The following is a 14,764-nucleotide window of genomic DNA, read 5'->3' as shown; positions in this document are numbered from 1 at the left end:
TCACCAGGGGATCTCGTGCCGACGGATCGCCTCGGCGACGGCCTGGGTCTTGTTGGCGGCATTGAGCTTGCGGGCGGCAGAAGCGGCGTGCTTGTTCACGGTATCCTCGGCGATCCCCAGGATGCAGCTCGCTTCCCAGGCCGATTTGCCGGCGGCGGTCCAGGCGATCACCTCGCGCTCGCGCGCGGTCAGGCGGCGCGGTGGCGGGGTGTCGGGGCTGAGCAGCCGTCGGCGCAGGCCGTCGAAGGCATAAAGCGCCATCAGATGCACGGCGGCTCGGGCGCGTGGTGACAGATCGGGATCGGGCCCGCCCAGCGATACGCACCAGTCCAGCCCCTGCAGGCCGTGAACCGGCACGCACAGCCCGTCCTTCATTCCGAAGCTTGCGGCCTCTTCCATGATCCGCCGGGATCGCGGCTGTCGGCCGGGGTCGAAAGGGGCCTCCGACCAGGCGAAGGGGGCAGGGGCCACCCGGCAGTGCCAGCCGACCGGGTCGTCCAGAATGTAGGTCTCGGCTGTGTAGATCCGGAACCAGGCATCCGGCCAGTGCCGTGTCAGCACCCTGGTTTCGAACGGCTCCGTCAGGCCCGGCAGGCCCGTGATGATGAAGGTGGCATAGCCGTACCGGGCCACCGCCCGATGGAACCGGGCGATGATCTCGTCCGGGTCATGCAGGTCCGAGACGGCGTCGATGAAGTCGAAGGCGTCCCGTCCCTGATCATGAATGATCCGGTCCTGGGTCATCTCGCTGCCCTCCGGACGACCGGTCGGCCCACCCATCGGGCGCTGCCTCTCTGACATCGTCACATCAATGGGTGAAGCGTGGCTCATAGTTCAGGACTGGTCAAGAAGGTTGATTAGCTGAGCAGACGACATCTTATGTGAAGGTGAATAAACCTCATTCTCTAAGTAAAATTGAATAGTTTCATAATATGAAATCTAATTTGCAGCACTACAGGAGAAAATGAGTCTCTGACCGGCGCCCGATGTTGCTGCAACTATTAGATGTGTAGTGGCAAACTTTGGGGGGTGGCTGTGCATCCGGCTCTCCCCTAGGCTCGATATCGACATTCCCGCACCTCCGCAATCCCAGTCACCAACCCGGCGCCGGCGTCAGACTGGCCGCCGCCGATCGCGAGGTCGTGCAAGATGCGGATCACGATCGTTCAGCAGGGCGTCTGGCATATGGCCAGGGAATCCATGCCGCTTGCCGCCGGTTATCTCGCCGGCTGCATCCGTGCGGACCCGGTGCTCGCAACAGGTTGCGAGGTGTCGATCGCCAATTTCTCGGGCACGGTCACGCCGCTGGAGATGGCGGTGCGCCTGCTTGAGGACGGGGTTCCCGACCTGGTCGGCTTCTCGGTGCTGGGCTGGAACCTGCGCCAGTTCTCGGCCGTGGCCGAAACCCTGAGACAGGTCGACCCCGGGGTGACGATCGTCTTCGGCGGAACCCATGTCGCCAATCAGGCGGCGCGTATCTTCCGGCTCTGTCCCGAGGTCGACATCGTCGTGAACGGCGAGGGCGAGTTCGCCTTCACCGAGATCGTCCGCGCCCGGTTGGGCATGATGCCCCTCGGCGATGTCGCCGGCATCTCGTTTCGTGACGGTGCGGGGGACGTGGTCACCACGCCCGAGCGGCCGCGGATCCTGAATCTCGATGCCATCCCCTCGCCGATTCTGGAGGGCGTCATCCCGCTGACCGATGACGACGGCGCGTTCCGCTATGACGTCGCACTGATGGAGACCAATCGCGGCTGCCCCTATCACTGTGCCTTCTGCTATTGGGGTGGGGCCGTCGGCCAGAAGGTCCGCAGCTTTTCGCGGGCGCGCCTCAGGGCCGAGCTGGAGGCGGTGGCCCGGGCGGGGGCCCGGACGGTGGTCCTGTGCGATGCCAATTTCGGCATGCTCCACCAGGACATGGATTTCGTGCGCGATCTGATCGAGATCCGCGACCGCTATGGCTTCCCGACGGCACTGGAAACCTCGTGGGCTAAGAACAAGAACGCGACCTTCCGCGACATCGTCCGGCTGATGAAGCGCGAGGGGCTGCAATCTTCTTTCACCCTGGCGCTCCAGACCCTCGACGACGAGACGCTGGGGACGATGAACCGTCGCAACATGCGGATCAACGACTGGAAGGAGCTGGCCGCCTGGCTGTCGGCCGAAGGGCTCGACGTCTATGCCGAGCTGATCTGGGGCGCGCCGGGCGAGACGCCGGCATCCTTCCTGCGCGGTTATGACGAGCTTGCCCGCCACGTCACCCGGATCGCGGCCTATCCCCTGCTTCTGCTGCCCAATACCGATTTCACCGATCGTCGGGCTGAGCACGGCTTCATCACCGTGCGGGGCGAGCGCGACGATTTCGAATACATCCTGGCCAACCGCAGTGCCGGTCTGCACGACCATCTGCGCATGACCCGCTTCCTGTTCTGGGCGCGGCTTCTGGCCGAGAACCTGGTCTTCCGCGGCCTCTGGCCGGTGTTGCGGGCCGTGGCGGGGTTGAGCCAGTCGGCGGCGATCCTGTCGATCGGTGGCCATGTCGAGGCATCGCGCGCCGCGGGTGCGGAGATCCTGCGTCAGGCGGCCCATGCCGCCTTCGCCGATCCCGACACACTGGCGCCGGCGCTGGAATTCTGCTGCACCGATCGCCGCTTCGATGCGCTGATCGAGGACTGGCGCCGCCAGGTGCTCGACCATCGCCTGCCGCCCCGATGGCGGCGGTCCATGGCCGAACTGATCCGCTTCGAGCTGGAGACCCGGCCCCTGGTCGACCCGGCGCACCGCAACTTCCCCGAGGTTTTCGAGGACGAGGCAGGCGACATCCCGCACTGGCAGGTGATCCGGGATTACGACATCGACCCGCCGGCCCTGATCGACCGGGCCCGCACCGCCGACCGGCTGACCGAGCCGCCCGGTGTCGGCCGCCACCGTTTCCGGTTCCGTTTCCGCCAGGGCTTCGGCGCCTCGGTGCGTTCGACCAATCACGAGGTCACCGCTCATTACCTGGCCCGGGTGGAGAGCCTGTCTGAAACGGGGCCGGCCGAAACGGGGCTGGCCGAAACGGGGCTGGCCGAAGCGGACCCTTCCTTCGCTCAACGAGGTGTCATGATGGCAAGCAAGGACCAGATCGTCGCCGTGATCGACGAAACCATCGCCGAGATCAACGAGACCCGGATCGAGAAGCTCCCGCTCGATGCGCTGGACGGGATCGTTCTCTACGGCGAGGGCGGGGTGCTGGATTCCATTCAACTGGTCAATTTCCTGGTCGGGGTCGAGGAGAAACTCGCCGACCGGCTCAATCTGCCGGTGACGCTGACCTCCGACCGGGCGGTATCGCGGCGGATCAGCCCGTTTCGCAGCCCGGGACATCTGGCCGATTTCATCATCGAGGAAGCCGCCCTCCAGGCGGCCGAGTGACGGTGCGGAACGACGGCACCAAGGGAGGAGGTATCGATGAGTTTCGAGAGCGATTTCGCCGCGCATTACGCCCGTCCGGCGCTGGAGGGCAAGATCGTCGCGGCGCTGGAAGCCGCCGGCAAGGATCCGGAGCGGCTGTCTTTCGAAGATCTGGCGCCGGTGGATGAATTCCATGTCGGCGGCCGGCAGGCGACGGTCGATCTGGCCGACCGGCTGGGCCTTGCGCCGGGCATGGCTCTGCTCGATATCGGCTGCGGGCTGGGCGGCGCCTCGCGCTATTTCGCCGAGCGGCGGCAATGCCGGGTGACGGCGATCGATCTGGCCCCCGATTTCGTCCGGACCGCCGAAGCCCTTGCGGAGCGGGTGGGACTGGGCGGACGGATCGACTATCGCGAGGCCAGTGCCACGGCACTGCCCTTTGCTCCGACCAGCTTCGACCGGGTGACCTGCATGCATGTCGGCATGAACATCGCCGACAAGCCCGGGCTGTTCGCCGGTATCCGTCGGGTGCTGAAACCGGGCGGCCGGCTCGGGATCTACGACGTGATGCGCACGGCCGACGGGGCGATCGCCTATCCGGTCCCCTGGGCCAGCATCGAGACCACCAGCTTCGTTTCGTCTCCCGCGGAATATCGGGCGGCAGCAGAAGCGGCCGGTTTCACGCTGATCTCGGAACGCGACCGTCGCGACTTCGGTCTTGCCTATTTCCGTGACCTTCAGGCCCGTACCGCGGCCGAAGGCGTATCGCCGCTGGGGCTGCACATCCCGATGGGCCAGACGGCCGTCCGCCAGATGGTCAACATCTTCACCAACATCCAGCGGGGCGTGGTCTCGCCGGTGGAGATGGTCTTCGGGGTGGTCGGGGCATGACGGCGGCCGCGGACCGGTATTTCGAGGATTTCGCCAAGGGTGAGGTGTTCCCGCTGGCAGGCATCACCGTCACCGAAAGCCAGATCATCGATTTCGCGCTGCGTTTCGACCCGCAGCCCTTTCATCTGGACCGCGAGGCTGCCGCCCGCTCGCCCATGGGCGGGCTGGTCGCGAGCGGTTTCCATACACTGGCCCTCAGCTTCCGGCTGTTCATCGACCGCGGCCTGTTCCGCGCCTGTAGCATCGGCGGGGCCGGCCTTGCCGATGTCCGCTGGATCCGACCGATCCGCCCGGGCGACACGCTCGGTGGCCGGGTAACGGTGATCGATACCCGGCCGATCCCCGATGCCCGGGATCGCGGGATCGGCAGATTTCTGTTCGAAATGTTCAACCAGGATGAAGAACCCGTACTATCCTATGTGGGGTCGGTCGTCCTCAGGCGGCGACCGGCGGCGCAGGAGGTCGCCGGGTGACCGGCACCCATCATCCTCTGGGAGATACAGGTGACGGAAAACCCGATCGCATCCGGTGGATCGCGGGCGGCGGACAGCGTGGAAGCCGCCCCGCCTGCCATGGTGTCGCTCCGGGTGGCTGCGGGGCTTGCCATGATGCCGGCGGTCAGCATGGCGCTCGGCCGGTTCGCCTATGCCCTGCTGCTGCCGTCGATGCGCAGCGATCTGGGCTGGAGTTTCACCGAGGCCGGCGCCATGAATGCGGCAAGCGGGCTCGGCTTCGTGATCGGCGCGCTGATCGCGGCGCCGGTCATCCGCGCCATCGGTGGCGCCAGGGCCTTCATGATCGGCGGTCTGATCACCGCGGCGACCCTGTTCTGCTCGGGGTTGACCGGGTTGCTGGTGCCGCTGCTGGTGCTGCGCACGCTCGGCGGCGCCACCGGTGCCGTCGCCTTCATCGCCGGCAGCGCCATTGCCGCCGCGGCCGGGCAGGGTGGGGGACCCGGCCGGGCACCGCTGGTGCTGGGCATCTATTTCGGCGGCGGCGGCCTGGGCGTGGTGGTCTCGGCCCTGATTGTGCCGCCGCTGGTGGCCGCGGCCGGCTGGCAGGCGGGCTGGTTCGCCCTCGGCCTGCTCTCGTTCGCGGCGATGGCGATCGCCGCGCCGGCGCTTGCCCGCGCGCCGCATCCGGGGCCGGCCCCGGCGGGCAGTTCCGGCCGCGGCTGGTCGATCCGTTTCATGGCACCGCAGATCGTCAGCTACGCTCTCTACGGCCTCGGCTACATCGCCTATGCCACCTATATCGTCGCCTATCTGCGTGACACCCAGCATTTCCTGGCCTGGGAAATCTCGCTCTTCTGGGCGCTGGTCGGCATCGCCGCCATGATCGGGGCCTTCGCCTGGGGGCCCGTGCTGGCGCGGCTTCGCGGCGGCTGGGGCAGTGTCGCCACCATCGGTGTCACCACCCTTGCCGCCGCCATCCCGCTGTTCTTCGAAAGCCGTGGCGCCGCCTGGCTCTCTGCCATTCTGTTCGGCGGCGCCTTCCTGGCCGCGGTGGCGGCGATGACCGCCTGCGTGCGGCGCAATGTCGACCCCCATGGCTGGACCCATGCCATCGGCTTTCTGACCGTGGGCTTTGCCGCAGGCCAGAGCATCGGGCCGCTGATGAGCGGTCTGGTCGCCGATGGCGCCGACGGCATCCGGGCGGGGCTGATGCTTTCGATCCTGGTGATGATGGCCGCGATCCTGGCGGCCGCCTTCCAGCGGGAGCGCAGCGTCAGGCCGCGATCTGCAGCCTGAGGGCGAGGTCGGCGAAATCGGCCGGCGGCAGCAGCGGCCGGGCGACCTCGTCCATCAGCAGCCGGAACACCTCGGCCGGGGCCGTAGCACGCACGCCGCCCAGCAGCCGCACCCGCTCGGCCGGCGACAGTGCCGGGATGATCAGCCGCATGAAGGCCAGGTTCATCTCGGGCGACAGTGTGCTCACGATCTCCATCTCGATCGCGGCCAGTTCGGCATCGCTGAACACGGCCTGAAGCAGGGGCGTGGTCACCGTCTCTTCCTCGTGCATATGGGCGAAATCCCGGGCCAGATGGGCCGCGAAGGCCAGATAGAGCGCACGGCCGGCCTCTTCGCGGGTCCCGGAGAAGTCGTCGGTCAGCGCGGTGATCCTTGCGATCAGCCCGGTGATGGAGCGGTGATGATCGGCATGCTGGCGATCGAGTTCCTGGGTCGCGGGCCCCGTGCGGGCCTCCAGCGCCCGGTGGATGGTGTCGCTTTCATGGGCGATATGGGCGGTGGCGAGCCGCAGATAGTCGCGCAGCTCGGTCAGCAGACCGGTGGTTGCGGCCGGGCTGGCGAAATCCGCCCGGCCCAGCCGGTCGAGCAGGGCCATGCCGGCCCGCCGCAGCCCCTTGTGCACGGGGCCGTAAAGATCGTACCGCCCGTCCAGCGGCAGGATCGGGGTGATGGCGGCGTCGGACCGGCTGCCGTGGATCATGGTCATCAGGTGTCCTCCTCTGGGGCGGCCCCTGCTGTCGGGGCCCATCCTGTGGTTGCGTTTCTACGCCGACAGCTGGAACGGCTCTTCCTAAATGCTTGCTAACGGCCGCAGCCGTTTCCTAAAAATCAGACGGGGGAGACGTGTGGGAGGGGGCGGGAGGCATGATCTGGGAGGGGGCCGGAGGCGTGATCTGGGAGGGGGCCGGAGGCATGATCGACGACGAGGTGGCGGCCGTGCTCGCCGGGCCGCTGATGATCCTGGTCTCGACCCGGGATCCGGCCGGAAGGGCCACGATCGGTCGCGGTTCGGGGATCCTGCGGGACAAGGGCAACGGGCTTGCGGTGCTGATGTCGCGCAGCCTCTGGCCGGGGGCGGCCTCGGGCGCCGTCGACGGCGGGCCGATCGCGGTCACCTGTGCGCGGCCCCACGACTACCGCACCTATCAGATCAAGGGCATGATCACGGCCGTCGCGCCCGCCGGCCCGGCCGATGCGGCCGAGGGCACGGCCTATGTCGCGCGCATGCTGGGGGTGATGGGGGCGCTCGGCGTCAGCCGGCTTCAGCTGTCCCAGACCCTCACCGACCGGGATCTGCTACGCATCGACATTCAGCCGCGCGAAGTCTTCGACCAGACCCCGGGCCCGACTGCCGGCCGGCCGCTCGGCGCCGCAAACACGCCCCGGGACGCGCAGCCATGACCGTCGGCCTGGGCCTTGATGCGCTGCCGGGCCTTGATGCGCTGCGCGATGCGCTGGAAGGCATCATCCCCTCGGTCATCGCCACCCTCGATGCCGACGGCATGCCAAACATCTCCTATCTCTCCCACGTCCACTATGTGGATGCGGGCCATGTCGCGCTGTCGAACCAGTTCTTTTCCAAGACCGCGGCCAATGTCCGCCGCACGGGCCGGGCGACGGTGATGGTGGTCGATGCCCGCACCGGCGACCAGTTCCTGCTCGACCTGGTCTTCGTCGGTGCCCGAACCACGGGCGAGGTGTTCGAGCGCATCGCCGTCCATCTGGAGGTGATGAGCGCCGCCCAGGGCATGGGCGAGGTGATGCGCCTGCGCGCGGTCGATCTCTACCGGGTGGAGGCGGTGACCCGGGTGGTGGCGGCGGAACCGCTGGAGACGCCGCCACCCCGGCCGCAAGCGCCGGATCATCTGGCGGTCGCGGCCCGGTTGGCCGCCCTGATGGCGGCGGAGCCCGATGCCGACCGTCTGCTCGATCTCACTCTCGATCGCCTGGTTGCGGATCTGGGCATGGGCAATCTGGTGGTGGCGGTTCCGGACGAAACCGGCGGCCTGCTCACCACCATCGCCAGCCGTGGTTATCCGCAATTCGGCGTCGGGTCGGAAGTGGCGCTGGGGGAGGGGGTGATCGGCGTGGCCGCCCTGCGCCGCCGGGTGCTGCGCATCGCCGACATGCGCCGCGGCCAGCGCTATGTCGCGGCCGTCAGGGGGGCGATGGACCGGCCGCCTGTGATCGGGATTCCGTTTCCGTCCCTGGCGCAGCCGCAATGCCAGCTGGCGGTACCGATGATCGCCCAGGGCCGGCTTGTGGGGGTGCTTTTCGCCGAATCGGCCGAAAGCTTCGCCTTCGGCCATGCGGAAGAGGCGGTGCTGTCGATCGTGGCCGCAACGCTCGCCCTCGCCCTCGACCGGGCCGAGGCGGAGCGCGGGGAGGCACCAGCGGCCGAGGCACCCGACCCGGCGCCCGCGGGCCGGCGCCCGATCCGGCTGCGCTATTTCCCGCGCGACGGCAGCATCTTCATCGACGGCGACTATCTGATCCGCGGCGTGCCCGGCCGGCTGCTCCACCATTTCGTCACGGCCTATCTGGCGACCGGGCGTCAGGATTTCACCAACCGTGAAATCCGCCGCGATGCGGCCCTGCGCCTGCCGGATTTCAAGGACAATCTGGAAACCCGCCTGATCCTGCTTCGCCGCCGCCTGGACGAAAAACCCGGCCCCATCACCCTGACCCGCCCCGCCCGCGGCGCCATCCGCCTGGACTATGCCGGGCAGCCGGAGATGGAGGTGGTGGTCATGTAGCGCCCCAAAAGGCTCAGACGCCCGCAGACCGGGATGAAAGCCCGATCACATCCACGCTGCAGGCACGCGCGGCGTTACACATCGCCTGGTCCAACGTGGCAATGGGCAACGCTCTTCGCAGCGCAAGCTCGACATAACTGGCATCATATGGTGTCAGACCATGTTTGTCCGACAGCTGAAGGGTCTTCTCCCAAGCCGTCCGGGCCGTTTCGGTATCCGGTTCAATAGGAAGAAGCTTCAGTATGTCCATCAGCTCATCACGCCGTCCGGTTGTCAGCCGCTGTTTACGGAGTGCGGTTCGCAGACCGTTTGCGACCTCCAGATGCCATATCGCAGGGACAACAGCACCGTTGCGGGCAACATGACGCATCAGATCGTCGATCGCCGGCGTGACTTCGTCGTCAAAGCACCAGGCAAGAACGACGGATCCGTCAAGCACCAGGCTCATCGACGACCGTCTTCGATGAGATCCTTTATCGTGGCGACACCGCCCAGCGTAGTACCGGCGCGTGTCGCGATCATCCGTTCCACACCCTCAAGTGCTCTGCTTCCGGCTTCTTTGGAAGGGCATCCGATGAGCCGGGCGATGACCCTGCCGTCGCGCATGATGGCAACTTCTTCGCCCTGAGCGACGGCTTCAAGCAGATCATCCAGGTGATCGCGCGCTTCCGCGGCGGCAATACTGCGGACATGCCCCATGTTGGTTTCCTCCGGCCGGGAGTGATCCTGGCCAATGATATCGTCATTTGGCCCTTGCAGGAAAAGAGACTCCTGCGCTGCACGGGTGTCCGGAGATGCCGATCACATCTCCGGCGGCACCCCCCGTTCCGACAGCCGGCGCTGCATGAACACCAGGTCCAGCCAGCGGCCGAATTTGGCGCCCACCTGCGGCAGGCGGCCGGTTTCGGTGAAGCCCAGCCGGCGGTGCAGGTCGAGAGAGGCGGTGTTGCCGGCATCGATGCCGGCCACCATCACATGCTTGCCGGCCCGGGTCGCCCGGTCGATCAGGGCCTCCATCAGAGCGCGGCCCAGCCCGCGGCCGCGGGCATCGGGGTGGACATAGACCGAATGCTCGACCGTGTGGCGATAGCCGTCGAAGGGTCGCCAGTCGCCGAAGCTCGCATAGCCGGCAACCCCGCCCTCGATCGAGCCGTCTTCGACCACCAGAACCGGATAGCCGGCGTCGTGGCGTGCGGCGAGCCAGCGGCTGCGATCATCGAGCGTCGCCAGGCGCTCGTTCCAGATCGCGGTGGTGTTGACCACGGCGTCGTTATAGATGGCAAGGATGCCGGGCAGGTCGGCGGCAGCCGCGTCGCGGATGAGCATGGTCCGGATCGTCCGATGTCGTGATGTGATGGCCCTCAGGCCAGGGGCGTGGGATGTGCCGTCTGGTCGCGCATCTCCGCCAGCGGCTCGTAATCTTCCGGCACCATGCCGGCGCGGGCGCGGGCATCGGCATTGAAGGGCGGTTTCACCCGGCCCGGGAACAGGCGGCGGACGCGGTCGTGGAACAGGGCCCGTGCGGTGGTGCCGCGGGCGGTCGCGACATGGGTCAGCCAGCGCAGCCCCGCGGCCACATGGCCGACCTCGTCGCGATAGATCACGCGCAGCGCGTCGGCCGAGGCGGTGTCGCCGAACTCGTCCAGCCGGCGGATCATGTCGGGGGTGACGTCCAGGCCGCGGGCCTCCAGCACCATCGGCACAACCGCCAGCCGGCCGGTCATGTCATGGGCGGTCGCCATCGCCGCCTCCCACAGCCCGTCATGGGCGGGCAGGTCGCCATAGGCCGCGCCCAGCGCCTCCAGCCGGTCGGCGACCAGGCCGAAATGGCGCGCCTCGTCGTCGGCGATGCCGACCCAGTCGTCGACGAAACGCCGGCACACCGTCTCGTCCGCATCGATTTCCGCACCGAAGCGTGCCGCCATGTCGACCGCCAGATCGATGGCGTTGAACTCGATATGGGCGAGCGCATGCAGCAGCCGCACCCGGCTGGCGACGTTGCCGCCGCGGCCGCGCTTGGGCATGCGCGACGGCGGCAGCAGAACCGGGCGCTCCGGCCGGGCCGGGCGCAGCGGCAGCGCCGCCGCCCCGGTATCCGTTGCGGTGGCCGTGGTCGGGGCAGCCAGGGTCGGGGCAGCCAGGCGTCCGGCTCGCCAGTCCGCCGCCAGCGCCCGCGCCGAGGCGGCCTTGGCGCGGGGCTCCGCGGTCAGCAGAACCCCGATGGCGGCGGGGATGAAGGCAGCTGTGGTCACGGGATGCGTCACCCGTCAGAGCGCGTCGATGGCCGCCTTCACGGCCTCGGCATGGCCGTCGACCTTCACCTTGCGCCAGATCTTCCGCACGGTGCCGGTGCCGTCGATCAGGAAGGTGCTGCGCTCGATGCCCATCGACTTGCGGCCATACATGTTCTTCTCGACCCAGACGCCATAGGCCTCGCAGACCGCGCCGTCGGTATCGGCCGCCAGCGGGAAGTTCAGGTCGTATTTGGCCTTGAATTTGTCATGGGCGGCGACGCTGTCCTTCGACACGCCGATCACCACCGCATCCAGCTTTTCCAGCGCCGGATGCAGATCGCGGAAGGCGCAGGCCTCCTTGGTGCAGCCGGGCGTGTCGTCGCGCGGGTAGAAATAGAGCACCACCGTCTTGCCGGCGAGGGCGGCCAGCGACACCTCGCCGCCGCCATCGGTGGGCATGGTGAAATCCGGGGCCTTGGCGCCTTCCTCGATCATCGTTTCGTCTCCATCTTGGGGTCCGCCCCGGCATCCGCCGCGCCTTCGGCTTTCACCCGGGCGGCGACATCGGTGACGTAGCGGTCGAAATGGGCGTGCACGCGCGCCTGGCAAGAGCGGAGCACGTCACCGATCGCCTCGGCATCCGCGCCCTCGTCGAGGCGCGCGGCCCGGGCGAGGGCGGCGATCAGCCCCGGGGGCGCCGTCCGGCCGTCGAAGCGGCCGGTGACGGTCAGCCGGAGCAGGCCCAGCATGCGCCGCTGAAGCCTTACCGCATCGGCAAGCATCGCGCCATCCTCGATCAGTCCCAGCTCCTCCGCCCGGGCCAGCACCAGGGCTGTGTCGCCCAGCAGCAGCCCGGGCATGTCCGGCCCGTGGATCAGTTGCAGCTGCTGGGCCAGAAATTCCAGATCGACCAGCCCGCCGCGGACGTGTTTGACCTGCCAGCAATCCTCGGTGCCGTGTTCCTGGGCGATCCGGCGGCGCATATCCGCCACTTCGACCACCACCCGGTCGGCATCGCGGGGGGTGAGCAGTACCTCGCGCACCACCTGGTTCAGATCCTGCCTCAGGCTGTCGTCGCTGGCCGCCACCACCCGGGCGCGGGTCAGCGCCATATGTTCCCAGGTCCAGGCATCCTCGCGGTGATAGCGGCGAAAGGCATCCAGATGGCTCGCCACCGGCCCCGACGAGCCCGAGGGCCTGAGCCGGGTGTCGATTTCGTAAAGCCGGCCTTCCCCGGTCAGCGCCGAGATCGCCGAGATGAAACGCTGGGCAAGGCGGGCATAGTAGTGCGAGGGCCCCAGCGGCCGGCTGCCATCCGATCCGGCCTCGCCCGAGGCGTCGTAGACGATGACCAGATCCAGGTCGCTGTCGATCGACATCTCCCGCGATCCCAGCCGCCCCTGAGCCAGGATCGCGATCCGTCCGCCGGGCATCCGGCCATGGGCCTGGGCGAATTCGTCCAGCACCCGCGGCAGCAGGGCGCCGATCACCGCGTCGGCGATGGCGGTCAGCACCGGGGCTGCGGCATCGGCATCGGTCAGCCCGCGCAGGATGTGCACCCCCACCTGGAACTTGCGCTCCCCCGCCCAGCGGCGGGTGAGGTCCAGCGTGTCTTCATAGTCGATCGCCCGCGACAGCACCCGCTCCAGATCGGCGGCCAGCGCCTCGGGCGTCGCCAGTTCCGAAAAGAAATCGGGGTCGAGCACGGCTTCCAGCAGCGACGGCCGGCGGGCGAGCTGTTCCGATAGTTTGGGCGCCGTGCCCATGGCTTCCGCCACCAGTTCCAGCAGTTCGGGGTTGCTGTGGAACAGGGCGAAGATCTGCACGCCCGAGGGCAGTTCGCCCAGGAAGGCGTCGAAGCGCATGAAGGCCGCATCGGGATCGCCGGTCCCGCCCAGGCGGGAGAGCAGTTCCGGCATGATCTCGGTCAGGATCTGGCGGGCACGGCCGCTGCGGGTGGCGCGGACCCGGCCGCGATGCCATTCGCGCACGCGGGCGACCACGCGCGACGGCTCGCGATAGCCCATCCGCTCCAGGGTCTCGATCGTGTCGGGGTCGTCCTCGGTGCCGGTGAAGACCAGGTTGCCCTCGGCGGTGCCAAGCCCCGGCGCGTCGTCGAACAGTTCCGCATACGCCTTCTCCACTCCCTTCAGCGTGTCGAGCAGCACCCGGCCGAATTCGGCCGGGTCTTCGAAGCCTGAAAACGCCGCCAGGCGGGCGAAGGCGGCCTCGTCTTTGGGCAGGGAATGGGTCTGGGCGTCGTCGACCATCTGCAGCCGGTGCTCGACGGTGCGCAGCAGCCGGTAGGCGGTCTTCAGCCGCGCCGCCACCGGCGCCTCCACCCGCTGTTCGGCGACCAGCGCATCCAGCGCCGCCTCGGTCGCGCGCGCTCTCAGCGCAGGCGAGCGGCCGCCGAAGATCAGCTGCTGGGTCTGGCAGAAGAATTCGATCTCACGGATGCCGCCGCGGCCGAGCTTCAGATTGTGGCCGGGCAGGTCCAGCCCGTCGCCCGAGCGATGGGCATTGATCTGGCGCTTGATCGAATGGATGTCGGCGATGGCATAGAAATCCAGGCTCTTGCGCCAGACGAAGGGCGTCAGCCGTTTCAGGAACAGCTCACCCGCGGTCTGATCTCCCGCCACAACCCGGGCCTTGATCATCGCCGCCCGTTCCCAGTTCTGGCCGACGCTTTCGTAATAGACCTCGGCCGCTTCGGCCGAGAGCGCAAGCGGCGTGGAGGCCGGGTCCGGGCGCAGGCGCAGATCGGTGCGGAAGACGTAGCCTTCGGCGGTGCGCGCCTCCATCAGCTTCACCAGATCGCGGGCGATGCGGGTGAAAACCGGCTGGGGGTGGCGGTCGTCGGCCATCTGCACCCGCTCGGGCTCGTAGAGCACGATCAGGTCGATATCCGAGGAATAGTTCAGCTCGCAGGCGCCGAACTTGCCCATGCCCAGCGCGAAAAGCCCGCTCGTCGGCCCGGGATCCTCGGGGGTGTCCAGCCGGATCTCGCCGCGCCTGGCCGCATCGCGCAGCAGATGGGCGAAGGCCGCCTGAAGCGCCGCTTCGGCGGTGTCGGAAACGGCGCCGGTCACATCGGCCAGCGACCAGATCCCGGCCAGATCGGCCAGCCCGATCACCAGCGCCGCCCGCCGTTTCAGCCGGCGCAGCTCTGCCATCACCTGCGCCTCGGTGCCGCCCTGGCGTTTCAGCGCCTCGAAACCCGCGCGGATCTCGTCGAAGGCCGCCACGGGGCCAAGGCGCACGGTGCGCGCCAGAACCGGTGCCTCGATCACCGCCAGCTGGGTCAGGTAGGCGCTGCCGCAGGCCATGCCGTCGACCAGCCGCCGGCCGGCCGGATCTTCCAGAAACGCGCGAAAGGCGGCCAGGTCGTCCGCCGCATTGCCTTGCGCCTCGCCCAGCCGTTCCAGGATGCGCTCGCGGGCGATCGCGGCGCGGTCGGGGTCGGCCACGACCGGCAGGCGATGGCCCGGGGCGGCGTCGAGCAGGGGCGAAGCGGCGGTCATGCGGGGGCTTCCGGTACGGGGCGCAGCGTGGGGGGCGCGGAGATGGGGCAGGGATGACACGTAATGATCACGCAAGCAGGCCATGCGACCATGCGACGGACACCGTCTTGGCGCTTCGCGCGATCGGCATTACCTGCTAGACACCGGATCATAACCCCTGCCGGGACGCAAGACCCGGCGCATCGCCTCCACTGCCGCCTGCCGCCGGCCCA

At 68.3% G+C, this 14,764-nt stretch carries 14 protein-coding genes; 6 read left to right on the top strand and 8 right to left on the bottom strand.

The genetic code is table 11. From position 1 onward, the window contains the following. On the bottom strand, positions 1-744 hold the full coding sequence (locus tag TMO_RS27290) for a helix-turn-helix transcriptional regulator (RefSeq protein ID WP_014748296.1): 744 nt from the start codon (positions 742-744) through the stop codon (positions 1-3). Between the two features lie 405 nt (positions 745-1,149). On the opposite strand from TMO_RS27290, the gene TMO_RS27285 reads away from it, so the two are divergent. The 4 genes from TMO_RS27285 to TMO_RS27270 are packed head-to-tail and all read left to right on the top strand — an operon-like array spanning position 1,150 to position 6,038. Further along, entirely contained in the window at positions 1,150-3,417 is a 2,268-nt protein-coding gene (locus tag TMO_RS27285) for a KedN5 family methylcobalamin-dependent radical SAM C-methyltransferase (protein WP_014748295.1), read from the top strand. A gap of 36 nt (positions 3,418-3,453) precedes the next feature. Continuing rightward, on the top strand, positions 3,454-4,287 hold the full coding sequence (locus tag TMO_RS27280) for an SAM-dependent methyltransferase (protein WP_014748294.1): 834 nt from the start codon (positions 3,454-3,456) through the stop codon (positions 4,285-4,287). After that, positions 4,284-4,760, top strand: a complete 477-nt coding sequence (locus TMO_RS27275; RefSeq protein ID WP_014748293.1) for a MaoC family dehydratase — start codon at positions 4,284-4,286, stop codon at positions 4,758-4,760. The genes TMO_RS27280 and TMO_RS27275 overlap by 4 nt, the downstream gene beginning before the upstream one ends. A 30-nt stretch (positions 4,761-4,790) precedes the next feature. Next, positions 4,791-6,038, top strand: coding sequence for a YbfB/YjiJ family MFS transporter (locus TMO_RS27270; protein ID WP_014748292.1), 1,248 nt, complete (start codon positions 4,791-4,793; stop codon positions 6,036-6,038). Here the strand turns inward: TMO_RS27270 and TMO_RS27265 are convergent. Continuing rightward, positions 6,016-6,744, bottom strand: coding sequence for a hemerythrin domain-containing protein (locus TMO_RS27265; RefSeq protein WP_014748291.1), 729 nt, complete (start codon positions 6,742-6,744; stop codon positions 6,016-6,018). The genes TMO_RS27270 and TMO_RS27265 overlap by 23 nt on opposite strands. Before the next feature lie 206 nt (positions 6,745-6,950). Between TMO_RS27265 and TMO_RS27260 the strand changes: the two genes are divergently transcribed. Then, positions 6,951-7,439 (top strand): hypothetical protein, encoded by a 489-nt coding sequence (locus TMO_RS27260; protein ID WP_051045664.1) that lies wholly within the window; start codon positions 6,951-6,953, stop codon positions 7,437-7,439. Next, a complete protein-coding gene (locus TMO_RS27255) occupies positions 7,436-8,794 on the top strand; it encodes a GAF domain-containing protein (protein ID WP_014748289.1) in 1,359 nt (452 codons plus the stop codon). Before TMO_RS27260 ends, TMO_RS27255 begins: the two co-directional genes overlap by 4 nt. A 13-nt stretch (positions 8,795-8,807) precedes the next feature. Here the strand turns inward: TMO_RS27255 and TMO_RS27250 are convergent, their stop codons facing one another. From TMO_RS27250 to TMO_RS27225, 6 genes are all read right to left on the bottom strand, one after another. Then, complete coding sequence (locus TMO_RS27250; protein WP_014748288.1) at positions 8,808-9,242, bottom strand: type II toxin-antitoxin system VapC family toxin; 435 nt, start codon at positions 9,240-9,242, stop codon at positions 8,808-8,810. After that, entirely contained in the window at positions 9,239-9,493 is a 255-nt protein-coding gene (locus TMO_RS27245) for a type II toxin-antitoxin system Phd/YefM family antitoxin (RefSeq protein WP_041607652.1), read from the bottom strand. The genes TMO_RS27250 and TMO_RS27245 overlap by 4 nt, the downstream gene beginning before the upstream one ends. Positions 9,494-9,595: 102 nt before the next feature. Next, positions 9,596-10,120, bottom strand: a complete 525-nt coding sequence (locus TMO_RS27240; RefSeq protein WP_014748287.1) for a GNAT family N-acetyltransferase — start codon at positions 10,118-10,120, stop codon at positions 9,596-9,598. Positions 10,121-10,155: 35 nt separating this feature from the next. After that, positions 10,156-11,046, bottom strand: coding sequence for a ferritin-like domain-containing protein (locus TMO_RS27235; RefSeq protein ID WP_014748286.1), 891 nt, complete (start codon positions 11,044-11,046; stop codon positions 10,156-10,158). Between the two features lie 15 nt (positions 11,047-11,061). Continuing rightward, positions 11,062-11,523, bottom strand: a complete 462-nt coding sequence (gene bcp, locus TMO_RS27230) for a thioredoxin-dependent thiol peroxidase (protein WP_014748285.1) — start codon at positions 11,521-11,523, stop codon at positions 11,062-11,064. Further along, a complete protein-coding gene (locus TMO_RS27225) occupies positions 11,520-14,552 on the bottom strand; it encodes a bifunctional [glutamine synthetase] adenylyltransferase/[glutamine synthetase]-adenylyl-L-tyrosine phosphorylase (protein ID WP_014748284.1) in 3,033 nt (1,010 codons plus the stop codon). The genes bcp and TMO_RS27225 overlap by 4 nt, the downstream gene beginning before the upstream one ends. Positions 14,553-14,764 lie beyond the last annotated feature (212 nt).

Origin of the sequence: Tistrella mobilis KA081020-065, assembly GCF_000264455.2 — a bacterium.
Classification (GTDB): domain Bacteria; phylum Pseudomonadota; class Alphaproteobacteria; order Tistrellales; family Tistrellaceae; genus Tistrella; species Tistrella mobilis.
The sequence above is the reverse complement of the archived record's forward strand: the minus strand, read 5'-3'. Positions and strand labels throughout refer to the sequence as shown.